22 protein-coding genes and 1 riboswitch are annotated in these 24919 nt (G+C 72.9%); of the genes, 7 read left to right on the top strand and 15 right to left on the bottom strand.

From position 1 onward, the window contains the following. Positions 1–45 precede the first annotated feature (45 nt). Positions 46–1215 (top strand): exonuclease SbcCD subunit D, encoded by a 1170-nt coding sequence (locus tag QQZ14_RS16750; RefSeq protein ID WP_284535517.1) that lies wholly within the window; start codon positions 46–48, stop codon positions 1213–1215. Next, a complete protein-coding gene (locus tag QQZ14_RS16745) occupies positions 1212–3857 on the top strand; it encodes an AAA family ATPase (protein ID WP_284535516.1) in 2646 nt (881 codons plus the stop codon). The genes QQZ14_RS16750 and QQZ14_RS16745 overlap by 4 nt, the downstream gene beginning before the upstream one ends. Here the strand turns inward: QQZ14_RS16745 and QQZ14_RS16740 are convergent, their stop codons facing one another. Continuing rightward, the gene (locus QQZ14_RS16740; protein WP_284535515.1) at positions 3858–4334 is read right to left on the bottom strand and encodes a pyridoxamine 5'-phosphate oxidase family protein; all 477 of its coding nucleotides are present in this window, start codon (positions 4332–4334) and stop codon (positions 3858–3860) included. Between the two features lie 30 nt (positions 4335–4364). Further along, the gene (locus tag QQZ14_RS16735; protein WP_284535514.1) at positions 4365–5321 is read right to left on the bottom strand and encodes an NAD(P)-dependent alcohol dehydrogenase; all 957 of its coding nucleotides are present in this window, start codon (positions 5319–5321) and stop codon (positions 4365–4367) included. 72 nt (positions 5322–5393) lie between these two features. Between QQZ14_RS16735 and QQZ14_RS16730 the strand changes: the two genes are divergently transcribed. The 3 genes from QQZ14_RS16730 to QQZ14_RS16720 all read left to right on the top strand — a co-directional run bounded on the left by QQZ14_RS16730 (position 5394) and on the right by QQZ14_RS16720 (position 8958). Then, positions 5394–6914 carry a TldD/PmbA family protein gene (locus QQZ14_RS16730; RefSeq protein ID WP_284535513.1) on the top strand — a complete coding sequence of 507 codons (1521 nt, stop codon included), beginning with the start codon at positions 5394–5396 and terminating at the stop codon, positions 6912–6914. Further along, entirely contained in the window at positions 6914–8308 is a 1395-nt protein-coding gene (locus QQZ14_RS16725; protein ID WP_284535511.1) for a metallopeptidase TldD-related protein, read from the top strand. Before QQZ14_RS16730 ends, QQZ14_RS16725 begins: the two co-directional genes overlap by 1 nt. A 128-nt stretch (positions 8309–8436) precedes the next feature. Beyond that, positions 8437–8958, top strand: a complete 522-nt coding sequence (locus QQZ14_RS16720) for a hypothetical protein (protein ID WP_284535510.1) — start codon at positions 8437–8439, stop codon at positions 8956–8958. Between the two features lie 19 nt (positions 8959–8977). On the opposite strand, the gene QQZ14_RS16715 is transcribed toward QQZ14_RS16720, so the two are convergent. The 13 genes from QQZ14_RS16715 to QQZ14_RS16655 all read right to left on the bottom strand — a co-directional run bounded on the left by QQZ14_RS16715 (position 8978) and on the right by QQZ14_RS16655 (position 21880). Beyond that, a complete protein-coding gene (locus QQZ14_RS16715) occupies positions 8978–10324 on the bottom strand; it encodes a serine hydrolase domain-containing protein (RefSeq protein ID WP_284535509.1) in 1347 nt (448 codons plus the stop codon). Next, complete coding sequence (gene gcvP, locus QQZ14_RS16710) at positions 10321–13212, bottom strand: aminomethyl-transferring glycine dehydrogenase (RefSeq protein ID WP_284535507.1); 2892 nt, start codon at positions 13210–13212, stop codon at positions 10321–10323. Before gcvP ends, QQZ14_RS16715 begins: the two co-directional genes overlap by 4 nt. A gap of 68 nt (positions 13213–13280) precedes the next feature. Then, positions 13281–13381, bottom strand: a riboswitch (glycine riboswitch). An 83-nt stretch (positions 13382–13464) separates the two neighbouring features. After that, the gene (locus tag QQZ14_RS16705) at positions 13465–14058 is read right to left on the bottom strand and encodes a MerR family transcriptional regulator (RefSeq protein ID WP_284535506.1); all 594 of its coding nucleotides are present in this window, start codon (positions 14056–14058) and stop codon (positions 13465–13467) included. Between the two features lie 299 nt (positions 14059–14357). Further along, entirely contained in the window at positions 14358–14834 is a 477-nt protein-coding gene (locus tag QQZ14_RS16700) for a bifunctional nuclease family protein (RefSeq protein WP_284535504.1), read from the bottom strand. A 143-nt stretch (positions 14835–14977) separates the two neighbouring features. Then, a complete protein-coding gene (gene ftsR, locus QQZ14_RS16695) occupies positions 14978–15730 on the bottom strand; it encodes a transcriptional regulator FtsR (RefSeq protein WP_446740498.1) in 753 nt (250 codons plus the stop codon). After that, entirely contained in the window at positions 15727–16269 is a 543-nt protein-coding gene (locus QQZ14_RS16690) for an FHA domain-containing protein (protein ID WP_284535503.1), read from the bottom strand. Before QQZ14_RS16690 ends, ftsR begins: the two co-directional genes overlap by 4 nt. 118 nt (positions 16270–16387) lie before the next feature. Beyond that, positions 16388–16774, bottom strand: coding sequence for a glycine cleavage system protein GcvH (gene gcvH, locus QQZ14_RS16685; RefSeq protein WP_284535502.1), 387 nt, complete (start codon positions 16772–16774; stop codon positions 16388–16390). 65 nt (positions 16775–16839) lie between these two features. Next, on the bottom strand, positions 16840–17631 hold the full coding sequence (locus QQZ14_RS16680) for a DUF881 domain-containing protein (protein ID WP_284535501.1): 792 nt from the start codon (positions 17629–17631) through the stop codon (positions 16840–16842). Further along, positions 17624–17956 (bottom strand): small basic family protein, encoded by a 333-nt coding sequence (locus QQZ14_RS16675; protein WP_284535500.1) that lies wholly within the window; start codon positions 17954–17956, stop codon positions 17624–17626. The genes QQZ14_RS16680 and QQZ14_RS16675 overlap by 8 nt, the downstream gene beginning before the upstream one ends. Further along, entirely contained in the window at positions 17953–18816 is an 864-nt protein-coding gene (locus QQZ14_RS16670) for a DUF881 domain-containing protein (RefSeq protein WP_284535499.1), read from the bottom strand. Before QQZ14_RS16670 ends, QQZ14_RS16675 begins: the two co-directional genes overlap by 4 nt. Beyond that, on the bottom strand, positions 18809–19381 hold the full coding sequence (locus tag QQZ14_RS16665) for a CDP-alcohol phosphatidyltransferase family protein (RefSeq protein ID WP_446740497.1): 573 nt from the start codon (positions 19379–19381) through the stop codon (positions 18809–18811). Before QQZ14_RS16665 ends, QQZ14_RS16670 begins: the two co-directional genes overlap by 8 nt. 91 nt (positions 19382–19472) lie before the next feature. Continuing rightward, positions 19473–20522 carry a hemolysin family protein gene (locus QQZ14_RS16660; RefSeq protein ID WP_284535497.1) on the bottom strand — a complete coding sequence of 350 codons (1050 nt, stop codon included), beginning with the start codon at positions 20520–20522 and terminating at the stop codon, positions 19473–19475. Further along, positions 20519–21880, bottom strand: coding sequence for a hemolysin family protein (locus QQZ14_RS16655; protein ID WP_284535495.1), 1362 nt, complete (start codon positions 21878–21880; stop codon positions 20519–20521). Before QQZ14_RS16655 ends, QQZ14_RS16660 begins: the two co-directional genes overlap by 4 nt. 194 nt (positions 21881–22074) lie before the next feature. On the opposite strand from QQZ14_RS16655, the gene QQZ14_RS16650 reads away from it, so the two are divergent. Further along, the gene (locus tag QQZ14_RS16650; RefSeq protein WP_284535494.1) at positions 22075–23643 is read left to right on the top strand and encodes a DUF1800 domain-containing protein; all 1569 of its coding nucleotides are present in this window, start codon (positions 22075–22077) and stop codon (positions 23641–23643) included. Between the two features lie 5 nt (positions 23644–23648). Continuing rightward, a complete protein-coding gene (locus QQZ14_RS16645; protein ID WP_284535491.1) occupies positions 23649–24911 on the top strand; it encodes a DUF1501 domain-containing protein in 1263 nt (420 codons plus the stop codon). The last annotated feature ends 8 nt before the right edge of the window (positions 24912–24919 follow it).

Here is a 24919-nt window from a genome sequence, read left to right as displayed (position 1 = left end):
GCGCGCCACCACGGCGATGTCGGCGCCCCCTCCTAGCGTTGCGGTGTGCGCATCCTCCACACCTCCGACTGGCACCTCGGGCGGTCCTTCCACCGGGAGGGCATGCTCGGGCACCAGGCTGCGTACGTCGACCACCTCCTCGAGGTCGTCGAGCAGGAGGCGGTCGACCTGGTGGTGGTGGCAGGCGACGTCTACGACCGGGCGCTCCCCCACGTCGACGCCGTGCGGCTCGCCGACGAGGCGCTGGCCCGCCTGGCGGCCAGCCGCGCCCGGGTCGTGCTGACCAGCGGCAACCACGACTCCGCCCAGCGGCTGGGGTTCAGCTCGCGGCTGATCGACGCGGCCGGGGTGTTCATCCGCACCGACGCCTCCGGGGTCGGCACCCCGGTGCTGCTGGAGGACGAGCACGGGCCGGTCGCGGTCTACGGCATCCCCTACCTCGACCCCGACGCCGTCCGCGAGCCCTGGAGCCTCCCCGTGCGCAGCCACCAGGCCGCGCTCACCGAGGCGATGCGCCGGGTGCGAGCCGACCTGGCGGAGCGTCCGGGCACGCGCTCGGTCGTGCTGGCGCACGCGTTCGTGGCGGGAGCCCAACCGAGCGACTCCGAGCGGGACATCAGCGTCGGTGGGGTCTCGCTGGTGCCCACGAGCGTGTTCGACGGCGTCGACTACACCGCCCTGGGCCACCTGCACGGCCGGCACATGCTCACCGACTCCGTGCGCTACTCCGGCTCGCCGCTCGCCTACTCGTTCTCCGAGGCCGCCCAGGTCAAGGGCTCCTGGCTCGTCGACCTCGACGCGTTCGGGGTGCGGGAGGCCGACTTCGTCGCGGCGCCGGTGCCGCGCCCCCTCGCGCGCCTGCGCGGCACGATCGACGAGCTCCTGGCCGACCCCCGGCTCGAGGTGCACGAGCAGGCGTGGGTGCAGGCCACGCTCACCGACGACGTGCGTCCGCTGCAGGCCATGGACCGGCTGCGCCGGCGCTTCCCGCACACGCTGGTGCTCGGGTTCGAGCCCACGGCCGGCGCCACGGCCGGGGTCCCCTCGGCCCCGCCGCGCGGGCGCTCCGACCACGCGATCGCCCTCGACTTCGTCGAGCAGGTGCGCGGCACGCCCGCCACCGAGGCCGAGTCGGCGCTGCTGCTCGCCGCCTGCGACGCCTGCTGCGAGGACCCCGACGTCGACGTGCTGGTGTCCGGGACGGTCGCCCCGTGAGACTGCACCACCTCGAGATCACCGCGTTCGGGCCGTTCGCCGACACCGTGTCGGTCGACTTCGACGAGCTCTCCGCGGCGGGGCTGTTCCTGCTCTCCGGGCCGACCGGCTCCGGCAAGACCAGCGTGCTCGACGCCGTGTGCTTCGCGCTGTACGGCGACGTCCCCGGCGACCGCAGCTCGGCCAAGCGGCTGCGGTCCGACCAGGCCGCTCCCGGCGTACGCCCCCAGGTGACGCTCGAGGCCACACTCTCGGGGCGTCGGTTCCGCATCGTCCGCTCGCCCTCGTGGGAGCGGCCCAAGCGCCGCGGCACCGGCGTCACGACCGAGCAGGCGTCGGTCTCCATCGCCGAACGGGTCGACGGGTCGTGGGTGACCCACTCGACGCGGCTCGACGAGACCGGCCACCTGGTGACCCGGCTGGTCGGCATGAACACCGCCCAGTTCACGCAGGTGGCCCTGCTGCCCCAGGGCCGGTTCCAGGCCTTCCTCCGGGCCCGCTCCGAGGAGCGCCACCACCTGCTCCAGCAACTGTTCCGCACCGGGCGGTTCGAGGACGTCGAGCGCTGGCTCCGCGACCGCCGGCTCGCGCTGGGGCGCCAAGCCGACGACGTACGCCGCCGTGCCGACGAGCTCGTCAGCCGGGTCAGCGAGACGACCGGCGAGCCGGCCCCCGGCGCCGACGCCTCGTCGTGGGCCCGCCGGCTGCTCGACGAGGCGAGCGACCAGTGCAGCGAGACCGCGGCCGCGGCCGGCGTCGCCGCGGAGGCCGAGGCCACTGCGCGCGCGGCCTGCGAGACGGCCCGCACCCTGGTCGAGCGCCGACGTCGCCTCGACGCGGCCGCGGCCGAGCACCAGCGGCTGCTCGAGGACGCGCCCGAGCACGAGACCGCCCGCGCGCGCCTCGATGCGGCCCGACGCGCGGCCGGGGTCGTGCCGCTCCACGCCGTCGCGGTCAAGGCCCAGCGGACGCGGTCCGCCGCGCAGTCGACCGTTGCCGCGCTCGAGGTCACCGACCGAGCGACGCTCGAGGCCGCGGTCGCCGACGCGGTCGAGGGCGCCGCCCGCCTGCGCGCGCTGCGACCCCGTGCCGTGCGCCTGCAGGAGGTCGTCGCGGAGACCGCCCGGCTCGAGCGCCGCCAGGCCGCCCTCGCCGCCGAGCGGGACGCCGCCCGCGCCGCCGCCCGTGCGCTCGTGGAGACCCTCACCACCCAGGTCGCGGAGGCGCGAGCCGCCCACGCCGAGGCGCGCTCAGAGGCGCAGCGCCTGCGCGGCCACGCCCTCGACGTCCGCGAGGCCCGCCTCGACGGGATGGCCGCCGAGATCGCCGGGGCACTCGCCGTCGGCGCGAGCTGCCCGGTGTGCGGATCGTGCGACCACCCGCACAAGGCCGCCACCCGGGCGGGGGCTCCCGACGACGCGGCGGAGAAGGCCGCGCTGCGGGCCGCCGACGACGCGGCCGCGACCGAGCACCTGCGCGACGTCGAGGTCCGCGATCTCGCCGCGCGACTCGACGCGGCAGTCGAGCGCATCGACGACGTCCCGGCCGACCTGGCCGCCGAGGAGACCGCAGCGGCCACGGCGCTCGAGCGGCTCGCGGCCGAGGCCACCGCGCTCGGCGAGGAGCTCAGCGACTACGACGAGGCGCTGGCGACGGCGCACTCCCGACAGGAGCGGGCCGGCCGTGCCGCGCTCACCGCCCTCGACGCCCTCGACGCCGCCGACCGGGCGCTCGAGGAGGCGCAGCAGTCGCTCGCGGCCTCGGTCCTGACGGCCGGCTTCGCCTCCGCCGAGGAGGCCGTCGCCGCCAGTCTCGACCAGCGGGCCTACGACCGGCTCGCCGCCGGCGTCGCCGAGCACGACCGCCGGCTGGCGGCCGTCTCGGCGGTGCTCGCGGAGCCGGGCGCCGACGAGGTCGCAGCCGCGGTGCTTCCCGACCTCGGCGAGCTCGAGCGCGACCACCGCACCACGCTCGACGCCCTCGGCGCCGCGCGGGCACGGGAGGCGGCCTGGACGACGCGAGCCAGCCGGCTGGCGAGCCTCGTCACCGAGCTCGATGCCGCCCTGGCCGCATGGGCACCGCTGCGCTGGGAGCTCGAGCTCACCACCGGCCTGTGCAGCTTCGTCGAGGGCAAGGGGTGCGACAACCGCCTGCAGATGCGGCTCTCGGCGTACGTCCTGGCCTACCGGCTGTCCCAGGTGGTCGCGGCCGCCAACACGCGGCTCGGAGGGATGAGCGACCAGCGCTACTCCCTCGAGCACACCGGCCGCCGCGGCGCCGGCGAGACCCGCGGGGGTCTGAGCCTGCTCGTGCGCGACGACTGGTCGGGCGAGTCCCGCGACCCCGCGACGCTCTCGGGCGGCGAGACGTTCGTGGTCTCGCTCGCCCTGGCGCTCGGCCTCGCCGACGTGGTCACCCAGGAGGCCGGCGGCGCCGACCTCGACACGCTGTTCGTCGACGAGGGCTTCGGGTCCCTCGACGCCGACACGCTCGACGACGTGATGGACACGCTCGACTCGCTGCGCGACGGCGGCCGGGTGGTCGGGGTGGTCAGCCACGTCGCCGAGATGCGCGACCGCATCCCCACCCGGCTCGTGGTCTCCAAGTCCCGCCGCGGGTCGACGCTGGCGATCAGCCGCTGATCAGACGTCGACCTCGCCGTGGTCGGCGTCGTAGGTGTCGCCGGTGAGCTTCGTCTTGGCGAAGCTGATCAGCGAGGCGACCTTGCCACCCGGGGTGTCCCAGTACTCACCGTGCTCGACGTCGACGCGCAGCAGCGTGGCGTTGGGATCCTCGGGGCCGCCGGGCAGCCAGGCCTCGGCGAACGTGTTCCACAGCTCCTTCAGCTTGGCGCTGTCGTCGACCACCGCGGCGCGGCCGTAGACCGCCACCCAGGAGTCGCGCGCCGAGAACGTCAGCGACACCCGCGGCTCCTGCTCGATCGCCCGGGTGTGGTCGGTGTCCCGGGCCGTGATGAACCACATCTGCGCGGAGGGCTCGACCTCCTGACGTGCCATCGGCACGCTGCGCGGCCCGTCGGGTCCGAACGTCGTGAGCATCGCGATCGGGATGTCGTCGATGAGGTCGACGAGCTGCTTCTGGTCTCCGGCGTCGGTCATGGCGAGGCAGTACCCGATCGTCCGAGGACCTCACCCCGCCGCTACGACGACCACCTTGCCCAGCGCCCGCCCCTCGCCGACGCACGCGAGCGCCGCCGGCACCTCGTCGAGCGCGAACGTCCGGTCGAGGTGGCAGGCGACCTCGCCGCTCGCGCACCGCTCGCCGAGCGGGGAGAAGTGCTCAGGACCCTCCTTCACCGCGAGCACCCCGATCGATCGGCGGCTCACCAGGCCGACCAGCGACCCGACCGTGAGCACCCGCAGCATCGTGCCGACGGAGCCACCGACGCAGCGATACCGTCCACCCCGGACGAGGGCGCGCCGGTAGGCGAGGACCGACCGGTGGGCGACCAGGTCCAGGACGAGGTCGTACGGCGGTGTCCGGGTGAAGTCCTCCCGGGCGTAGTCGAGCACCTCGTCGGCCCCCACCGAGCGCATGAAGTCGAGCTTCCCGGCGTTGTCGACGCCGGTGACGTGCGCACCCTGCTGCTTGGCCAGCTGGATCGCGAACGACCCGGAGCCACCGCCCGCACTGTTGACCAGCACCCGGTCCCCGACCGCCACCCACCGCGTCCCCTGCAGGGCGATCGCGCCCGCCTGCGGGATGGTCGAGGCCGCCTCGAACGACAGGCCGGGCGGCTTGAGGGCCAGCGCGGAGTCCGGAGCGACGGCGAACTCGGCGAAGCCGCCCTTGAGGGCGAGGTTGTCGCCGTAGACCTCGTCCCCGACGCGGAACCTGGTCACCCCGTCGCCGACCTGGACGACGACCCCGGCGATGTCCGAGCCCAGGGTCCGGCGCGCGGGCGAGCGCAGCCCGCCGATCCTGGCGTACGCCGGCGACCCGCGCAGGCACTCCCAGTCGCTGAGGTTCACCGAGGTCGCCGCGATCCTCACGAGCACCTGTCCGGCGGTCGGCTCCGGCGTCGGCACGTCCTCGACCCGCAGCATCTCCGGCCCGCCGTAGCTGTCGTAGACCACTGCCTTCACGCCCACCGCCTCCGCCGCTCCTCGGTCTCGCAACGTAGCAGCGCCGTACCGTCCATCCGGTAGGTTCGCGCCATGAGCGAGCCGGTGCTGGATTCGTCGTTCACCGCACTCCCCTACCGGGCCCTCGGCGACACTGCCCTGAGCCGCGCCCGGGAGCTCGGGGCGAGCCACGCGGACTTCCGGTTCGAGCGGGTGCGCTACCAGAGCCTCCTGGTCCGCGACGGCACCCTCCAGGGCGCGAACGACACCGAGGACCTCGGCTTCGCGGTGCGGGTGATCCACCGCGGAGCCTGGGGCTTCGCCTCCGGAGTCGTGCTCTCCCCCGACGAGGCGGTGCGGGTCGCCGAGACCGCCGTGGCCGTCGCCAGGGTCGCCGCCGAGATGACGAGCGCGCCCGTCGAGCTCGCCGACGAGCCCGTGCACGACGACGTCACGTGGATCTCGGCGTACGCCGTCAACCCGCTCGACGTCGCGGTCCGTGACAAGGCGGAGGTGCTCGTCGACTGGACCAACCGGCTGCGCCGCGGTGCGGCGGTCGACCACGCGTCCGCCCACCTGCTCCAGGTGCAGGAGAACAAGTACTACGCCGACCTGACCGGCACCCGTACCACCCAGCAGCGGGTCCGGCTGCACCCCGGCTTCGAGGCGATGGGCACCGGGGCGGACGCGTTCGACTCGATGGCCAGCATCGCGCCGCCGGTCGGCCGTGGCTGGGAATACCTCGACGGTGGCCCGGACAGCTGGGACTGGGACGCCGAGCTCGAGCAGGTGCCGGAGCTGCTCGCCGAGAAGCTCACGGCACCCAGCGTCGAGGCCGGCACGTACGACCTGGTGATCCACCCGTCCAACCTGTGGCTGACCATCCACGAGTCCATCGGGCACGCCACCGAGCTCGACCGGGCGCTGGGCTACGAGGCCAACTACGCCGGCACGTCGTTCGCGACCCCCGACCTGCTCGGCACGCTGCGCTACGGATCGCCGGTCATGAACGTCACCGGTGACCGCACCCAGGAGCACGGCCTCGCCACGATCGGGTACGACGACGAGGGCGTGGAGACCCAGCGCTGGGACATCGTCAAGGACGGCGTGCTCGTCGGCTACCAGCTCGACCGGGCGATGGGCCGGATGCACCCCGACCTCAACGGAGGCCGCTCCAACGGCTGCGCGTACGCCGACTCCCCCGGCCACATCCCCATCCAGCGGATGGCCAACGTCTCGCTGCAGGCGGCGCCCGACGGACCGTCGACCGAGGAGCTGATCGGCCGCGTGGAGCGCGGGCTCTACGTCGTGGGCGACAAGTCGTGGTCGATCGACATGCAGCGCTTCAACTTCCAGTTCACCGGCCAGCGGTTCTACAAGATCGCCGACGGCGAGCTGGTCGGCCAGGTCCGGGACGCGGCGTACCAAGCCACCACGACCGACTTCTGGGGGTCGATGGAGGCGGTCGGCGGGCCCGAGACGTGGGTGCTCGGGGGCGCGTTCAACTGCGGCAAGGCCCAGCCCGGCCAGGTCGCCAGCGTCAGCCACGGCTGCCCGACCGCCCTGTTCCGCGACGTCCGCATCCTCAACACCAACGACGAGGCCGGCCACTGATGAGCGCTCCCGTGTCCCCCCAGTCCTTCGTCGAGCACGCGGTCGCGACCTCGGTCGCCGACGACTGCGTGGTGATCGTGCGCGACCGGACCAGCGCCAACCTCCGCTGGGCCAACAACACGCTCACCACCAATGGCGTCATGAGCGGCATCGAGGTCACCGTCATCTCGTTCGTCCGCACCGCCGACGGCGTCGCCACCGGCTCGATGACCGGCAGCGTCACCACCCAGGCCGGGGTGAGCGCGCTGGTGGATGCCGCGGACGCCGCCGCCCGCGCCGCCGCGCCCGCCGAGGACGCCAACGACCTGGTCCGCGACGCGGTCTCCCCCGACTGGGACGACCCGGCGGTGCCGACCGACATCCACGTGTACGACGCGGTCGCGCCCGCGCTGGGCGAGTCGTTCCGGCGCGCCGGCGGCGAGGGCCGGGTGCTCTACGGCTTCGTCAACCACGAGTCGACCACGACGTACCTCGGCTCGACGACCGGCCTCCGGCTGCGCCACGTGCAGCCCACCGGCCACGTCGGCTGCACCGCCAAGAGCGCAGACCTGAGCCGCAGCGCCTGGATCGGCGCCGCCACCCGCGACTTCACCGACGTCGACCCGCTCGCGCTCGACGCGCAGCTCGCCCAGCGGCTCGCCTGGGCCGAGCGTCAGGTCGACCTCCCGGCCGGCCGCTACGACACGGTCCTGCCGCCGACCGCGGTCGCCGACCTGATGATCGACGCCTACTGGTACGCCGGCGCGCGGACGGCCTTCGAGGGGCAGTCGGTCTACAGCCGCCGCGGCGGTGGCACCCGCATCGGCGACACCCTCGCCAAGCCCGGGGTGAACCTGTTCTCCGACCCGGCGTACGCCGGCCTCGAGTGCGAGCCGTTCGCGCTCGCCGCGAGCTCCAGCAACGAGGCGTCCGTCTTCGACAACGGGCTGCCGCTGGAGCGCACCGACTGGATCCGCGACGGCCGGCTCACCGCGCTGCTCCAGACCCGCCACTCCGCCGCGATGACCGAGCAGCCGGTCACGCCCGCGATCGACAACCTGGTGCTCTCGATCGACGGGGCGTCCGGATCCATCGACGACCTGGTCGCCGGCACCGAGCGCGGGCTGCTGCTGACCTGCCTGTGGTACATCCGCGAGGTCGACCCGCAGACCCTGCTCCTGACCGGCATCACCCGGGACGGCGTCTACCTGGTCGAGGGCGGCGAGATCACCGGCGCGGTCAACAACTTCCGGTTCAACGAGAGCCCTGTGGACCTGCTCAGCAGGTTCACGCACGCCTCGGCCACCGTGCCGGCGTTCAGCCGCGAGTGGGGCGACGACTATTTCTCGCGGACGGCGATGCCGGCGCTGCGGGTGCCCGACTTCAACATGTCGAGCGTCTCCCAGGCCCGCTGAGGTTGACCCGCCCGAAACTTTCGGGCGGGTCAACCGAGATCGCATGCAACCGGACCGCTTGGTCCGGCGTATCCCCCGTGTTCGAACCCCGAACGACCACCCCGACACACAGGAAGCAAGGAAACGTCATGCGCAGCAGCACCCAGCTGATCATCGGCGCCCTGGCCGTCGTCGCGACCTCCGGCCTGGTCGGCCAGGGGTTGCCGGCGTCCGCGGCCGAGCCGACCACGACCCGCGAGCGCGGCCTCGTCATCGAGTGCACCGGCACGATCAAGGGCAGGCCGGTCTACACGAGCCTCTACGAGAACGACACCGTGCGGAACACCATCCAGATCCTCATCGGCGACGACGGTCACCAGGTCGGCGGCAGCCGCGACACCGACCGCGACTTCCGCGACGGCCGCCAGGTCCGCGGGACGCTGAAGGTCGCAGGTCGTCGGGCCCTCGTCGAGGGCACCGCACGCAAGGTCGGCGAGCGCGTGCCCGTGCACGAGGAGCACGACGACGCCGGGCAGCACATCACGATCGACGGCTTCCACCGGCGTCTTGCCACCGACCTCAGGCTGACCTGGAAGGGCGCGTCCGCACCGCTCACGTGCGACAACGCGTTCGTCTACGACCTGCAGGTCACCAAGGAGCCCACGGTCTGATCGTGGAGCAGCAGCGGCCCTAGCGACCCGGAGCGCCCCCAGGGATGGGGGCCTCCGGGTCGTACGGCGTGCGGGTGTAGACGAACGTCGCGACCTCCAGGTGCGCGACCGACCCGTCGCCTCGGCGTACGACGTGCAGCTCCTCACCCGCGTGGTAGCCCGAGCGTCCCACGACGCGGCCGTCGCGCACGGCGAAGCGGTAGGCCTCCAGCCCGTTGCGGCGGGCGACCAACTCGGTGCCCTCCATCGCGAAGACGAACGGCGTGTTGCCCCAGTGCCACACGCCGGGGACCCCCGCGAGGTCGGGCGGCACGCCGGCGGCCGGACGCCACGGCTCGGGCAGGGTCGGCTCGCAGCGCTCAAGCTCCTCGAGCAGCCCGATCACCGCCTCGGCCGGCGAGAACCCGGTCGTCGCGTTCGCGAGCACCACGCCGCCGGTGCGCCGGCGCCGGTCCACGAGGACGGTCGCCAGGAAGCCCGGCATCGAGCCGGTGTGACCGGCCAGCGTGCCCGACCCGCCGGCGAACAGCTGGAAGCCCAGCCCGTGCGCTGACCGCAGGCCGTCCTCCGGGCTGCCCGACTGGGGGGTGAAGGCGCGCGCGAGGTCGTCGGCGGACAGCACGTCGGCGTGACCGCGGCCGAGGAAGGCGGCGTACGTCGCCAGGTCGGTGATCGTGGCCCACAGCTGGCCCGCGGGCGCCATCGCGCCGTTGTCGGTGGCCGGCTCGTCGACCAGCGTGCCCTCGTAGGGGTGCACGGAGTGGCCCTGGGCGGCCGCGCCCTCGGGCAGGTACGACGAGCGGGTCATGCCCAGGGGCCGCACGATGCATTCACGGACCGCGTCCCACCACGTCGTGCCGAGCAGCCGGGCCGCGACCTCGCCGAGGATCCCGTAGCCGAGGTTGGAGTAGTGGAACCGCTCGTGTGCCCCGAAGGCGGCGCCCGACCCGTCGTTGGCGGCCATCAGCTCGGCGAAGGACGACCCGGGGGTCCGCTCCCACCACGACCCGGCCGGCTCGGACTGCAGGCCTGCGTCGTGCGCGAGCAGGGTCCGCAGGCTCCGGTCGGCATAGGCATGGCCGGCCAGCTCCTCGAGCACCGCCGACGCCGGGTCGTCCAGCGCGACGCGGCCGTCGCGGACGAGCTGGAGCACCAGCACGGCCGTCATGGTCTTGGTGATCGAGCCGATCCGGTACTGCACGTCCAGCTGGTCGTGGCCCACCACCGCGGGGCCGCCGTACGACCCGAACCACACCGGCTCGCCGTCACGCACCAGCCCGGCCACCACCGACGGCAGCCGCCCCGTCGACTGGGCGCCGGCGATGCGGGCGAGCAGGCGGCGGGCGGTGGAGTCCGAGACCGTCACTCCGCGAATGCTTCCAGAGGCGGGCACGAGCACACCAGGTGCCGGTCGCCGTACGCCTGGTCGATGCGCGCCAGCGGCGGCCAGTACTTGTCGGGATCGATGCCGGTCGGGAAGACCGCCAGCTCGCGCGAGTAGGGCCGGTCCCAGTCGCCGACCAGCGCCCGTGCGGTGTGCGGGGCCCCGCGCAGCGGCGAGTCCTCCGGCGTCCACTCCCCCGCGGCCACCCGGTCGATCTCGCCGCGGATCGCGATCATCGCGTCGACGAACCGGTCGATCTCGGCGAGGTCCTCCGACTCCGTCGGCTCGACCATCAGCGTGCCGGCGACGGGGAACGACATCGTCGGCGCATGGAAGCCGTAGTCGACGAGCCGCTTGGCCACGTCGTCGACGGTGACGCCGGTCTCCTTGGTGAGCCCGCGCAGGTCGAGGATGCACTCGTGGGCGACCAGCCCGCCGTGCCCGCGGTAGAGCACCGGGTAGTGCTCGCCGAGCCGGGCGGCGACGTAGTTGGCGGCCAGCACCGCGGCGGCGGTCGCGCGGGTGAGCCCCTCGGCGCCCATCAGCCGGATGTAGGCCCACGAGATCGGCAGGATGCCCGCCGAGCCGTACGGCGCGGCGCTCACCGGTCCGATGCCGGACCGCTTCGCCGGGTCGGGGTGCATGCCGTGCGAGGGCAGGTACGGCGCCAGGTGCGCGCGCACCGCGACCGGCCCGACACCGGGGCCGCCGCCACCGTGGGGGATGCAGAAGGTCTTGTGCAGGTTGAGGTGGGAGACGTCGCCACCGAACTCACCGGGCTTGGCGTAGCCCAGCAGGGCGTTGAGGTTGGCGCCGTCGACGTACACCTGCCCGCCGTGCGCGTGGACGATCTGGCACAGCTCGGTGATCGTCTCCTCGTACGCGCCGTGCGTCGACGGGTAGGTCACCATGATCGCGGCCAGGTCGTCCGCGTGGGCCTCGCACTGGGCGCGCAGGTCGTCGAGGTCGACCTCGCCGCCGGCGTCGGACTTCACGACGACGACCCGCATGCCGGCCAGCACCGCGGACGCGGCGTTGGTGCCGTGAGCGGACGACGGGATCAGGCACACGTTCCGGGCCTCGCCGCCGTTGGCGCGGTGGTAGGCGCGGATCGCGAGCAGCCCGGACAGCTCCCCCTGCGACCCGGCGTTGGGCTGGATCGACACCGAGTCGTAGCCGGTGACCTCGGCCAGCCACGACTCCAGCTCCCCGACCAGCTGCCGGTAGCCCTGCGCGTCCTCAGCGGGCGCGAACGGGTGCAGGTCGGCGAACCCCGGCAGCGAGATCGGCTCCATCTCGGTGGTCGCGTTGAGCTTCATCGTGCAGGAGCCGAGCGGGATCATGCCCCGGTCGAGCGCGTAGTCACGGGCGGAGAGCCGGCGCAGGTAGCGCAGCATCGCGGTCTCGCTGCGGTGGCTCGAGAACACCTCGTGGGTGAGGTACGGCGTGGTCCGGGCCAGGTCGGCCGGGAACGCCGCCATCGGCTCGGTCGCGGTCGGCACCACCTCGAACGCCGCGTGCAGCGCCCGGAGCGTCTGCGGCCCACTGACCTCCGAGAAGGAGAGGCCGACCGTGTCGGCGTCGACCAGCCGCAGCTGGAGGCCCTCCGCACGGGCCGCGGTCACGATCTTCTCCGCCCGGCCCGGCGCGACCACCGTGAACGTGTCGAAGAAGCTGGTCGTCGGCACCGTGTAGCCGGCCGCGGCAAGGGACGCGGCCACCCGGGCCGCGAGCGTGTGGGTGCGCCGCGCGATGCCGCGCAGACCCTCCGGCCCGTGGTAGACGGCGTACATCGCAGCCACCACGGCCAGCAGCACCTGGGCGGTGCAGATGTTGGAGGTCGCCTTGTCGCGGCGGATGTGCTGCTCACGGGTCTGCAGCGCGAGCCGGTACGCCGGGCGGCCTTCGGCGTCGACCGACACGCCGACTAGCCGACCGGGCAGGTGCCGCTCGAGGCCCGCCGAGACGGCCATGAAGCCGGCGTGCGGGCCGCCGTAAAAGAGCGGCACCCCGAACCGCTGGCTCGAGCCGACGACGACGTCGGCGCCGAGCGTGCCCGGCGCCTCGAGCAGCGTCAGGGCGAGCAGGTCCGCGGCGACCACCGCCAGCGCCTGCCGCTCGTGTGCCTCGGCGATGACGGCGCGCGGGTCGACCACCTGGCCGGACGCGCCGGGGTACTGCACGAGCACGCCGCACAGCGGCCCTTCGGGGAGCCCCTCGGTCAGGTCGGCGACCACGACCTCGATGCCGAGGCCCTGGGCGCGGGTCCGGACCACCTCGATGGTCTGGGGCAGCGCGTCGGCGTCGACGACGAATGGGCCGGCGGCGGCCGCCGACGACTTGGGCAGCGCACGCCGTACGAGCGTCATCGCCTCCGCCGCGGCGGTGCCCTCGTCGAGCAGGGACGCGTTCGCGGTCGGCAGCCCGGTCAGGTCGCCGACGACGGTCTGGAAGTTCAGCAGCGCCTCGAGCCGGCCCTGGGAGATCTCGGGCTGGTACGGCGTATACGCGGTGTACCAGCTGGGGTCCTCGAGCACGTTGCGACGGATCACCGGCGGCGTCGTGGTCGCGTGGTAGCCCAGGCCGATCATGCTCTCGCCGGGCCGGTTGGCGTCCGCGATCGCGCGCAGCTCGCGGGCCACGGCGGCCTCGTCCAGCGGCGCCGGGAGGTCCAGCTCCCCGGCCGACCGGATGCCGCCGGGGACGGCGGCCGCCATCAGGGCGTCGAGCGAGTCGAAACCGAGCCGGGCGAGCATCGACTCGACGTCGTCGGGCCGCAGTCCGATGTGCCGGTCCGCGAACGGGACCGCGCCGTCGAGCTGGCCGTCGGGCTGGTCGTCGAGCCGGGTGAGCGGGCGGTGGTCTGACATCGGGGGCTCCTCGAAGGGCGTTCGGGTGCCTCCCCCTCTGTCGCACCGCGGATGGTGCTTCAGAGTGCCTGACCCGCACGGTCCTGATGCCTGAGAGGTTCCGGGGAGGAATTGCCCCTTCGGCGCCCCGCCCGCAGCATGCGGCCGGGGACTCTCCCGTGCGGGAGTGTCAGCGCTCCTAATCTACCCCGAGAGGGCCAAACGACGTTGACCCGCCCGAAACTTTCGGGCGGGTCAACGGGGTGTCGGGTGTCAGCCGGTCTTGCGAGCGGCGCGGCGCGCCGCGAGCTCGTCGCCGGCGGTCGGGGCCGCGTCGGGCTCCGCCGTACGCTCGCTCGGGAGCTCGGCGAGGGTGCCCTCGATCTCCTGCCAGACGCCGCCGATCGCGATGCCGAAGACGCCCTGACCGCCCTGGAGCAGGTCGATGATCTCGTCGTTGCTGGTGCACTCGTAGACCGAGACGCCGTCGCTCATCAGGGTCACGCGGGTCAGGTCCTCGGTGCCGCGCTGGCGCAGGTGCTGCACCGCGGTGCGGATCTGCTGCAGCGAGATGCCGGCGTCGAGCAGCCGTTTGACGACCTTGAGCAGCAGAATGTCCTGGAACGAGTAGAGGCGCTGGGAGCCGGAGCCCTTGGCGCCACGCACGGTGGGCTCGATCAGGCCGGTGCGGGCCCAGTAGTCGAGCTGGCGGTAGGTGATGCCGGCGGCGTTGCACGCGGTCGGGCCGCGGTAGCCGGTGTCACTGGGCAGCGGGGACACGTCGTCGGTGAACAGGAGACCCTGCTCCTCGGCCTGCTCCGCGGCGCGGGCGACCTCGACGTCCTGCTGCTGCTCGTTCTCGTTCACGCGGTCCTCCGGGACGGCTATCCGTTGTGCGTAACACCGGGGAAGTAGTTACAACGGAGATAGTTCAAGGTAGGCCCCCGCCGCAGACCCGTCAAAGACGCTGGCGGCGTGTCGCAACCCTCACCCTCTACCTGAGGGTAGGGGTTGAGGGTGCCGGTTTGGGCTGCTGGCAGCCGATCCCCGCACGACACGCCGGGTGGGATCGGCGTGTCCCGCGGGTTTGGGCTGCTGGCAGCCGAACCCCGCAACGCCACGCCGCCTGACCCGGGCCTGCTCGCCTCGGGCCGCCGACCGTGAGCTCAGGGTTCGGTGGGGGCGTCGAAGTCCTCCGGCGTGACCTGGTCGAGGAACTCGCGGAACTTCTCGACCTCGTCCTCCTGCTCGGCGGGCACGGCGAGGCCGGCCTCGTCCAGGACCTCCTCGGCGCAGACGATCCGGGTGCCGGTGCGCAGCGCGAGGGCGATCGAGTCCGACGGGCGGGCGCTCACCTCGGCCCCGGAGCCGAACACCAGGTTGGCGAAGAACACGCCGTCCTTGACATCGGTGATCTGCACCTCGGTGAGGACGTTGCCGGTCGCGTCGAGCACGTCCTTGAGCAGGTCGTGCGTCAGCGGCCGCGGCGGCACCACGCCCTGCTGGGCGAAGGCGATCGCGGTCGCCTCCACAGCACCGATCCAGATGGGGAGATAGCGCTCGCCCGAGACCTCGCGCAGCAGCACGATCGGCTGGTTCGAGGGCATCTCCACCCTGACTCCCATGACATCGACTTCGCGCACGCCACCACAGTACCCCCGGTCCCGAACGCGCTCCCGGCGTGACTTCTCGGGGGAACTCGATGCTTCTCGGGTGAGATTTCGCCCGGGAAGCATCGATCTCCCCGGTGCACCGGGGAAGTCCGACGACGGCCACCCGGCCGGGCTCAGGGAGACCGCAACCCGGTCTTCACCAGCGTCGCGTGCAGCCGCACCGAGAGGGCCGCGATCTCGCTGACGGTCTCCTCGGCGCGTGCCTTCGCCGCGGCGTCGCGGCCGCGCTTCTGGGGGGCGACCACCTGCTCGACCAGGCCGACCTCGCGGTCGGCGGCGGTCTTGAACGCCCGCAGGTGCCGCGGCTCGAAGCCGAAGTCGGCGAGCTCGCGCGCGGTCTGCGCGATCACCAGCGCGTCGGTGTCGTAGTGGCCGGTGCCGGCGCGCGGGGTGATCAGTCCGAACTGCTCGAGCTCGGCGAGGAGGTCCTCGGTGATGCCCGCGATCTTGACCAGCTCGCGCCGGGACAGCCGCACGTGGTCGCGGCGCGTGAACGACGCCGGGCTGGGCAGCCCGTCGGCCGCGAGCGCGACCCGCGGCACCGTGGGCACGACCGGGTCGATCGGCGGCGGCTCGAGCCCGCGGTCGATCGCGTCGAGGTGCTCGCCGATCACCTTGAGCGGCAGGTAGTGGTCGCGCTGCATGCGCAGCACGTAGCGCAGCCGCTCCACGTCGTCGTGGGAGAACTTCCGGTACCCCGCGGGTGTGCGCTCGGGCTTGATCAGCCCCTTGTCCTCGAGGAACCGGATCTTGGGGATCGTGATCCCCGGGAAGTCGGGGCGGAGCTGGTCGAGAACCTGCCCGATGTTCATCCGCGCCCGCGCGGCCGACGAGGCGCCCGAGGCAGCGGACACGTCCCGGCTCACCTGCCTGCGTGTCCGGAGAAGAACACGAGGCGGTACTTGCCGATCTGCACCTCGTCGCCGTCGGTCAGCTGGACCCGGTCGATCCGGTCGCGGTTGACGTAGGTGCCGTTGAGGCTGCCCACGTCGCTGACCGTGAAGGTGTCGCCGGAGCGGTGGAACTCCGCGTGCCGGCGGGACACGGTGACGTCGTCGAGGAAGATCTCGCTGTCGGGGTGCCGCCCGGCGTTGACCACGTCGGCGTCGAGGAGGAACCTGCTGCCGGCGCCGGGGCCACGCTGCACGACCAGCAGCGCGTGGCCGGCCGGCAGGGCGTCGACCGCTGCGGCGTCGACCGCGTTGAGCTGGCGGTCGGAGGTCTCGACCTTCTCACCGCCCAGGCCGATGGCGATGGTGGCCGTGGACTCCCCCGCCACCTCCGCACCGCCGGGTGCCGGGGTCGCCGGGCTCGCTGGGGTCGCGGTGACCAGACGGTTCCCGCACTGGGCGCAGAAGCGAGCGTCGTCGGGGTTCTGCGTGCCACAGGATGTGCAGAACGGCATCGGTCTGTCCTTCGGTCGGGAGGCAAACCCTCAAGGCCGGGTTGAGGTTGACGGTTGGTCCGAACCTATCAGCCCCGACCCGGCGATCAAGCAGGATCCGCCGGGTCGGTCGACCCGGTCAGGCCTCGAGGCTGCCTTCGTACGTCGCGGCGTCGAGCAGCCCGTCGAGCTCGGTGCGGTCGCTCGGGACGACCTCGAAGAGCCAGCCACCGCCGTACGGGTCGTTGTTGACCAGCTCGGGCGTGGTGTCCAGGGAGTCGTTGCGGGCCACGACCTCGCCCGTGACCGGCGCGTAGACGTCGCTGACCGACTTGGTCGACTCCAGCTCGCCGCAGGTGCTGCCGGCGGTCACGCTCTCGCCGAGCTCGGGGAGCGAGACGTAGACGATGTCGCCGAGCGCGTCCTGGGCGTAGTGGGTGATCCCGATGCGGACCGAGCCCTCGTGCTCCCCGGGCTCGCGGACCCACTCGTGCTCGGTCGTGTACTTCAGGTCGTCGGGGTACAAGGCGTCTCCTCCTGGATGGACCGCGCGGGACGGGCGGCGAGTGGGCGTGCTCCAGCGCTGTGAGGTTACTGCGATGCGTCGGGTTGGGCGTACTCAGGTTCGGACGGCTTCACGACGCTCTCGATGTCGAGCGACGACAGCTCGTCGACGGCGACGCTCGCGCCGTCGTCCTCGAACAGGTCGCGCGGGCCGTCGGGGAAGTCGATGCCCGAGCTCGCGAGCGTGTGCGGCTCGCCGATGACGTCGAGGACGTACGGCGAGGAGACGAGCTGCCCGCCGATGAGCAGGCCACCCGGGGCGTCCTCGACTGCGGTGTTGGCGACCACGCGGACCTGGCCGTTGACCTGGATCGCCTCGGCTCCGGCGGTGCGCAGCTCCTGGAAGGTGTCGACCATGCTCTGCACGCCGACGGTGCCGCTCTCCTCGGTGACCGTGACCCGGATGCCGGGGCCGGTCACCGGCACCTGACCGGCAAGGATCGACAGGGTGTCGGCCTGCTCCTGGGCCTGGGCGAGCGCGGCCTCGCGGGCGCCGGTCTTGGACAGCAGGTCCTCGCGGGCCCGTTCGAGCCGCGCGATCTGGGCCTCGGTGCGCTGGGTGGTCCCCGCCAGGCCGCTGAGGACGTTGATGAGGTCCTGCTCGCGCAGGCTGCCGTAGGTGTCGTCGACCTCGGTGAACCGCACCTGGGTCACCGCGGCGAAGCCGAGGGCGGCGAGCAGCACCGCCACCACGAGCTGGCCGCGCGAGGGCCGCACCAGCGCCCGGATCAGCCGCTGCCGGCCGGTCCCGGACTCGACGGGCGACGGATCGCTGCCGCGGACCGGTGCGGCGTTCACGGGCTCGTCGGCGTCAGGCATGGAACAGGTGCCTTCGGATGGCGGCGGCGTTGGAGAAGATGCGGATGCCGAGGACGACGACGACACCGGTCGTGAGCTGCCCACCGACCCCGAGCTTGTCGCCGAGGAACACGATCGCGGCGGCGATGACCACGTTGCTCACGAACGACACCACGAAGACCTTGTCGTCGAAGATGCCGTCCAGGTAGGCCCGCAGCGCGCCGAACACGGCGTCGAGCGCGGCCACCACGGCGATCGGCAGGTAGGGCTCGAGACCCTGTGGGACGTCGGGCTGGAACACCACCCCGAGCACGATCCCGACCAGCAGTCCGAGTGCGGCGATCACGGCGAGGCCTCCTTCCGTTGGTCCTTCTGACGGTTCTGCTCGGCGGTCCCCTCGACCGCCGAGCGCAGTCGGAGCAGACGCGGCGGGGCGGCCTGGAGCGACAGCTGGTCCACCCGGTCCATGGTCCAGGAGAACCCGAGCTGCGCAGCACGGGCGCGGAACAGCAGGCCGCTGCTGGTCTCCATCAGGTCGGCCTGCAGGGTCCGGGGGTCGCCGATCGCGGTGACGACGTACGGCGGGGACAGCGATCGGTTGTTGCCGATGATCCGGACCGTGACCCCGGAGTTGCGGATCGCCGACCGGCTGGTGAGCCGCTGGCCGTTGACCGCGATCGCCTCGGCACCGGCCTCCCAGAGCCCGTTGACCAGGGGACGCAGGTCGCGGTGGCTCACCGGCACACCGGGGGCGTCGTCGACGGTGATCCTGACGCCGGGACCGGTGACCGCGCCCAGGCCGGTCACGGTGCCGAGACGCTGCACGCGGGCGAGCGCGGACTGGTAGGCGGTGGTGACGTCGTCGAGGTTGTCCTGGAGCGAGACGTCGAGCTCCTGGAGCGAGACGAGCCGGTCCTCGAGCTCGTTGACGTCGGCGCGCCGCTCCTCGATGTTGGCGATGAGCGAGGCACGGCTCGCGGTCTGGACCCCCGCGTGCTGGGAGGTCTGGACGGCCGCGATCGTGACGAGCAGGCCGAACGCCGCGACCACCACCGTCGCGGTGCCGAGGGTGCGCCGATGGGTCGACGCCCCGCCCTGGGTGGCCCGCCGCTCGGCGACGTGCTGGTAGTCCTCGTCGAGCGACTGCTGGGTGATCAGGGTGAGCAGCGGGATGTTGACCCGCTCGGCGGGGGTCGTCTCAGGCATCGGGCACCGCCGCACGTCGCTCGGTGGTCGCCAGCAGCGTGCGCACCTGCCAGGCATAGAGAATGCCGGCCCACCAGTAGAGCCCGATCCCCCACAGCGCGAAGGCCCACCCGAACACGTTGGCGAGGGTGGCGACCGTCCCCTCGCCGTCACCGAGCAGCAGCAGCGGGAAGGCGTAGAGCAGGTTGAACGTCGCGGCCTTGCCGAGGAAGTGCACCGGCAGCGCGCTGTAGCCGCGGGTCCGCAGCAGCGGGACCAGCCCCCACAGCAGCAGGTCGCGCAGGGGCAGCGAGAGCGCGGCCCACCACGGGATCACCTCGCGCAGCGCCAGCCCGACGACCACGGCCAGGATGTAGAGCCGGTCGGCCACCGGGTCGAGGATCTGGCCGAGCGTCGAGGTCTGCCCGAGCCGCCGGGCGAGGTAGCCGTCGAGGAAGTCGGTGACCCCGGAGACCATGAGCAGGGTCAGCGCCCATCCGTCGGCCTCGGGTCCGAGCACCAGCCACAGGAACACGGGTACGCCGGCTAGCCGGATGAGGCTGAGCAGGTTGGGTAGCGTCCACACGCGGTTGCGCGTCGAGTCGTCCGCCACTGCTCGCCTGTCTGCCCGGGTGCCCTGCCGGGGCCACCCTACTGGCCCGGCCACGAGGATCACGTCAGACGTGGTCCTCCAGGTGCGCGGCGTCGCGAATCTCGCCGACCAGCTCCTCGATGACGTCCTCGAGGGTCGCGAGGCCGAGCGTGCGGCCCTCGGCGTCCACGACCCGCGCCATGTGCGCGCCCCGGCGCTGGAGCGTCTCCAGCGCGCCGTGCAGCGGCTCGCCGGCGTCGACCGGCGCGAACGGACGGATCCACTTGTCCGCGACCGGCCGCGACCGGCGCTCCTCGTCGGGCTCTAGCACGTCCTTGATGTGGAGGTAGCCGACCAGGGAGCCGTCGTCGCCGGTGACCGGGAACCGGCTGAAGCCGGTCGCGGCGCACAGCGTCTCGACCTCGGCGCCGGTGACGCCGCGGGGCACGGTCGTGAGCGAGTCGGGCGGCATCAGCACCGCGGCGACGGTCTTCTCGGTGAAGCCCAGCGCACCCGCGAGGCGGTCGTACTCGTCGGCCTCGAGCAGTCCCTCGCCCCGTGACTCCTCGACCAGCGCGGCCACCTCCTCGCGCGTGTACGTCGAGCTCACCTCGTCGGTCAGCCGGGCACCCATCAGGCGCAGCACACCCGAGGCGATCGCGTTGATCACCACGACCACTGGCCGGAGCACCGTCACGATGCCCCAGATCGGCGGGCCCAGCACGAGGGCGGCGCGGTCCGGGCCGGCGAGCGCGATGTTCTTGGGGATCATCTCGCCGAGCACCACGTGCAGGTAGACCACGACGCTGAGGGCGAGCACGAACGACGACGGATGCAGGAACGACTCGGGCACGTGCGCGGCGTGCAGCACGGGCTCCACGAGGTGGGCGACCGCGGGCTCGCCGACCGCGCCGAGCACCAGGGAGCACACCGTGATGCCGAGCTGGTTGACGCCGATCACCAGGGAGATGTTCTCCATCGCCTTGATCGTGGTCCGGGCCATCCGGGAGCCGGCCTCGGCGCGCGGCTCGATCTGGGTGCGGCGCGCGGAGACGAGAGCGAACTCGGCACCGACGAAGAACGCGTTGCCCAGGAGCAGGAGGATCGCGAGCGGGATCGCGGTCGCGGCGCTCATCGGCCTTCCTGCCCGTCGCCGGCCGGCTCGTCGAGCAGGCGCAAGGTGAGCCGGTCGATGCGCAGGCCGTCCATCCGCTCCACGGTGAGGACCGCGAGCTGCTCGCGCGGCTCGTCGGGGTCGGACCGGTCCGGCACGCTGACCTCGGCGAGGTCGCCCACCTCGGGCACCCGGCCGAGGACCTGGAGCACCAGGCCCGCGATCGTGTCGTAGTCCTCGTGGTCGGGCAGGGCGATGCCGGTGAGGTCCTCGACCTCGTCGGGCCGCAGCAGCCCCGACAGCGACCAGGTGCCGTCGCGCTGCAGCCGCGCGTTGGCGCTCAGTCCGTCGTGCTCGTCGGCGATGTCGCCGACGATCTCCTCCACGACGTCCTCGAGGGTGACGATGCCGGCGAAGCCGCCGTACTCGTCCATCACGACGGCGAGCTGGAACCCGTCCTTGCGCAGCAGCGCGAGCAGCGGGTCCAGGCGCAGCGAGTCGGGCACCACGATCGGCTTGGCCATCAGGTGCTTGACCTTGGTGGTCGCCCGCTCGTACACGGGCAGGGCGACGGCGTTCTTGACGTGCACGGTGCCGACGACGTTCTCATCGGGGTCCAGCACGGGGAACCGCGAGTGCCCGGTCGCGCGGGTGAGCTCGATGACCGCGCTCGCGCGGTCGTTGGTCTCCAGACTGCTCGAGCGCACGCGCGGTGTCATGATCTCCCCCGCCGTCCGGGAGCCGAACTCCACGGACCGCTCCATGAGCTCCGCGGTCTCGACGTCGAGCGTGCCGAGGTTGGCCGAGCGCTGGATCAGTGAGGCGAGCTCGGTCGAGCTGCGCGCCGAGCGCAGCTCCTCCTGCGGCTCCATGCCCAGGCGGCGCACGACGGCGTTCGCGGAGCCGTTGAGCACCCGGATCGGGCCGCGGGCCAGCGCGGTGAAGGCCCGCTGGAACCGCTGGGTCGCCCGCGCGACCTCCATCGGCTTGGCCAGGGCGAGGTTCTTGGGGACCAGCTCGCCGAAGATCATCGTGAGCACGGTCCCGAGCGTGAGGCCGATGCCCAGGGCGAGCGGGGTGATCGCACCCTCGGGAGTGCCGAGGGTCTGGAGCGGCCCGTCGATCAGGTCGGAGATCGCGGGCTCGGCGAGGTAGCCGATCGCCAGGTTGGTGATCGTGATGCCCACCTGGGCGCCCGAGAGCTGGGTCGACAGGCTGCGCAGCGCCTGCTGGACGCCGCGGGCACCGGCGTCACCCGCCGCAGCGGCGCGCTCGACCTGGCTGCGGTCGACCGTCACGAACGCGAACTCGGCAGCGACGAACACCCCGCAGGCGAGGATCAGGAGCAGCGCTGCCGCCAAGAGCAGCCATGCGGTCATCGTTGCTCTCCCTGGGAGGAGAGCCGGGGACTTTGAGAGCCGTCCATGAGCTGGGCGTCGAGTCCTCACTGGTTTCGGGTTTCGGTGCCTCCGCACTCTACCGGCGCGTGCCGCGACGCGACATTCGCGGAACCTCCCCCGTCGCCGCCGGTCGCGCTTACCCTGGTCGCTCCATGTTCAGCTCTCGGTCTCGGATGGCTGCCTCCCCGTCCCGCCGCGCCCTCGTCACGGGCGCGGCCTCCGGCGTCGCCGCGGGCGCCGTGCTCGCGGGCGGCGGCCCGGCCCGGGCGGGCACGACGTACTCGCCGGCCCACTACCGCGGCCGAGCGCTGCTCGGCACCCAGGCCCGGCACCTGGTCGGCCGGTTCTCGTACGGCGTGACCCCGGCCCTGGCCGCGCAGGTGCGCGCCGCCGGCGGCGCCCGCGACTGGTTCGAGGCTCAGCTGCGACCCGGGTCCGTGCGCGACCCCGGCGCCGCCGACCTCCGCGGCTGGTGGCCGAGCCTCTCGCGCGGCGCGACCGAGCTGTGGCAGCGGCAGCGGGACGAGATCGAGGGCGTCTGGGAGGTGATGTTCGACTACCAGCGCTGGGTCCTCGTCCGCCGGATGCGCTCACGCCGACAGCTGCTCGAGGTGATGACGGAGTTCTGGGAGAACCACTTCAACGTCCCGGCGAACGGCGACGCCCAGGGGTTCTGGCGCACGCAGTACGGCGACGCGATCCGGGCCGAGGCACTCGGCCGGTTCGAGGACCTCCTCCAGGCGGCGATCACCCACCCGGCGATGCTGATCAGCCTCGAGAACGTCGACTCCACCAAGGCCCACCCCAACGAGAACCTCGGCCGTGAGCTGCTCGAGCTGCACACGGTGGGCCGCGGCGCCTACGACGAGGACGACGTGAAGGCGTCGGCACGGATCCTGACCGGCTGGAGCGTCGACATGTGGGACACCTTCCAGCCGGCGTACCGCCCCAGGCGGCACGCGACCGGCCCCGTGAAGGTGATGGGGTTCAGCCACGCCAACGACGACGCCGACGGCCGCCCCGTCACGCGGGCCTACCTGTCCTACCTGGCCCACCACCCGGCCACCGCGCGCCGGGTCGCGCGCAAGCTCGCGGTGAAGTTCGTCCGCGACGACCCGCCCGAGGCGCTGGTCGAGCTGCTCGCCCGGGTCTACCTCGACCACGACACCGCGATCGCGCCGGTGCTGCGGGCGCTGGTGTCGTCCTCGGCGTTCACCTCCGCCGTGGGTGCCAAGGTGCGCGATCCCGGTGAGGACATCGTGGCGTCGTACCGCGCGCTCGACGTGCGGCTCGCCCGCCCGCCGCAGGGCGACAGCGGGGAGGAGTACGCCGCCAACGCCCTGCTGTGGCAGGTGGACGGCATCGGCACCAAGCCCTTCGAGTGGCCCCGGCCCGACGGCCAGCCCGTCGACAACCGGGCGTGGGCGTCGCCATCGCGGATGCTGGCGTCGATGTCGCTGCACCTGGACCTGTCCGGCGGCTGGTGGCCCAGCAAGGGCGCGGCCTACCACCCACCGGCCTGGTGGGTGCCGGACTTCCCGATCCGCTTCGACCAGCTGGTCGACCACCTGTCCCAGGTGATCCTGCACCGACGCTCGACCGCGCAGCTGCTCGAGGCCTGCTGCCTCGCGGTCGCCCTCGGCCCCCGCGCGCGGATCACTCGCGACCACGACCTGGTGAGGTGGAACATGCCGCGGCTGCTCACGACGTTCCTCGACTCCCCCGCCTTCCTGACGCGGTGACCGACATGACCCCGATGCCCCCGTCCTCCCAGCCCGGCGCCTGCTGTCCCGAGTTCGCCCGGATGTCGCGTCGTGGGCTCTTCTCGCGCCTGGTCGCGCTGACCGGCGCCACCACGGTCGTCGGCTCCGCGGCGATCACGACGTCCGCCGCAGCGCTCGCCCCGGCACCGTCGGTGCTCGTGGTCCTCTCGCTGCGCGGCGCGGCTGACGGCCTGTCGCTCGTGGTCCCCCACGACGACCCCGTCTACTACAGCGCCCGCCCCGACATCGCGGTGCCGGCCGACCGGCTGCTGGCCAAGGACGGCAAGTTCGGCCTGCACCCGCAGCTCGCGCCGCTCCTCCCGCTGTGGCAGGGCGGCCGGCTCGCCGCCGTCCACGGCACCGGCCTGCCGGCGCCGAACCGCTCGCACTTCTCCGCGATGGAGGAGGTCGAGGACGCCGACCCGGGCTCGGACGTGCGCACCGGCTGGCTGAACCGGCTGATCGGCACCGACGCCGGGGCCTCCCCGCTGCAGGGGTTCAACGTCGGCGGCGGCGTGGTCCCGACCTCGCTCTACGGACCGCAGGCGGTCATGTCCGCCGGAGACGTCGAGTCCGTCCAGATCCCCGGTGACGACAAGTGGGACACCACCAAGGGCCGGCGCGCCTCGCTGCACCGTCTGTGGGACCAGGACCGCAGCACGCTCGGCACGGCGATGCGGTCGCTGTTCGGCGCGCTCGACGACTTCGCACCCGTGCGCGAGACGGCCGACCGCGTCGCGTCGTACCCGCGCACCGACCTCGGCCGTGCCCTCTCCGAGGTGGCCAGGGTGATCCGGGGCGACGTCGGTGTCGAGGTCATCACCGTCGACCACGGCGACTGGGACATGCACTCCGACGTCGGCAGCGCCGAGCGCGGGCGACTGCGCGACAACACCCGCGACCTGGCCACCGCCGTCGCGGCGTTCTTCGACGACATCGGTGACCTGGCCGGCAAGGTCACGCTGGTCACGATCAGCGAGTTCGGCCGCCGGGTCGCCCAGAACGCCAGCCACGGCCTCGACCACGGCTACGGCAACGTCATGCTGCTCGCCGGGGCCGGGGTGAAGGGCGCCCGCTACTACGGCACGATGGCCCCGCTGACCGGCGACGTCGACTCCGACGTTCCCGTCACGACGGACTACCGCAGCGTGCTGGCCGAGGTCGTGGCGACCCGGTTCGGAGCGTCCACCGCCGAGGTGTTCCCGCGGTTCTCCCCCGAGCCGGTGGGTGTGATGACCTCGCTCTGAGCCGTCGA

The organism is Nocardioides sp. T2.26MG-1, from assembly GCF_950101795.1.
Classification (GTDB): domain Bacteria; phylum Actinomycetota; class Actinomycetes; order Propionibacteriales; family Nocardioidaceae; genus Nocardioides.
This window is presented reverse-complemented; position numbering and strand designations above follow the sequence as displayed.

What these genes read in the sequence shown, in the direction of transcription:
- QQZ14_RS16740 (WP_284535515.1), bottom strand. Translation starts at nt 4,334, where the DNA reads ATGACCGACGCCGGAGACCAGAAGCAGCTCGTCGACCTCATCGACGAC.
- QQZ14_RS16730 (WP_284535513.1), top strand. Translation starts at nt 5,394, where the DNA reads ATGAGCGAGCCGGTGCTGGATTCGTCGTTCACCGCACTCCCCTACCGG.
- QQZ14_RS16725 (WP_284535511.1), top strand. Translation starts at nt 6,914, where the DNA reads ATGAGCGCTCCCGTGTCCCCCCAGTCCTTCGTCGAGCACGCGGTCGCG.
- QQZ14_RS16720 (WP_284535510.1), top strand. Translation starts at nt 8,437, where the DNA reads ATGCGCAGCAGCACCCAGCTGATCATCGGCGCCCTGGCCGTCGTCGCG.
- gcvP (WP_284535507.1), bottom strand. Translation starts at nt 13,212, where the DNA reads ATGTCAGACCACCGCCCGCTCACCCGGCTCGACGACCAGCCCGACGGC.
- QQZ14_RS16690 (WP_284535503.1), bottom strand. Translation starts at nt 16,269, where the DNA reads ATGCCGTTCTGCACATCCTGTGGCACGCAGAACCCCGACGACGCTCGC.
- QQZ14_RS16680 (WP_284535501.1), bottom strand. Translation starts at nt 17,631, where the DNA reads ATGCCTGACGCCGACGAGCCCGTGAACGCCGCACCGGTCCGCGGCAGC.
- QQZ14_RS16670 (WP_284535499.1), bottom strand. Translation starts at nt 18,816, where the DNA reads ATGCCTGAGACGACCCCCGCCGAGCGGGTCAACATCCCGCTGCTCACC.
- QQZ14_RS16660 (WP_284535497.1), bottom strand. Translation starts at nt 20,522, where the DNA reads ATGAGCGCCGCGACCGCGATCCCGCTCGCGATCCTCCTGCTCCTGGGC.
- QQZ14_RS16655 (WP_284535495.1), bottom strand. Translation starts at nt 21,880, where the DNA reads ATGACCGCATGGCTGCTCTTGGCGGCAGCGCTGCTCCTGATCCTCGCC.
- QQZ14_RS16650 (WP_284535494.1), top strand. Translation starts at nt 22,075, where the DNA reads ATGGCTGCCTCCCCGTCCCGCCGCGCCCTCGTCACGGGCGCGGCCTCC.
- QQZ14_RS16645 (WP_284535491.1), top strand. Translation starts at nt 23,649, where the DNA reads ATGACCCCGATGCCCCCGTCCTCCCAGCCCGGCGCCTGCTGTCCCGAG.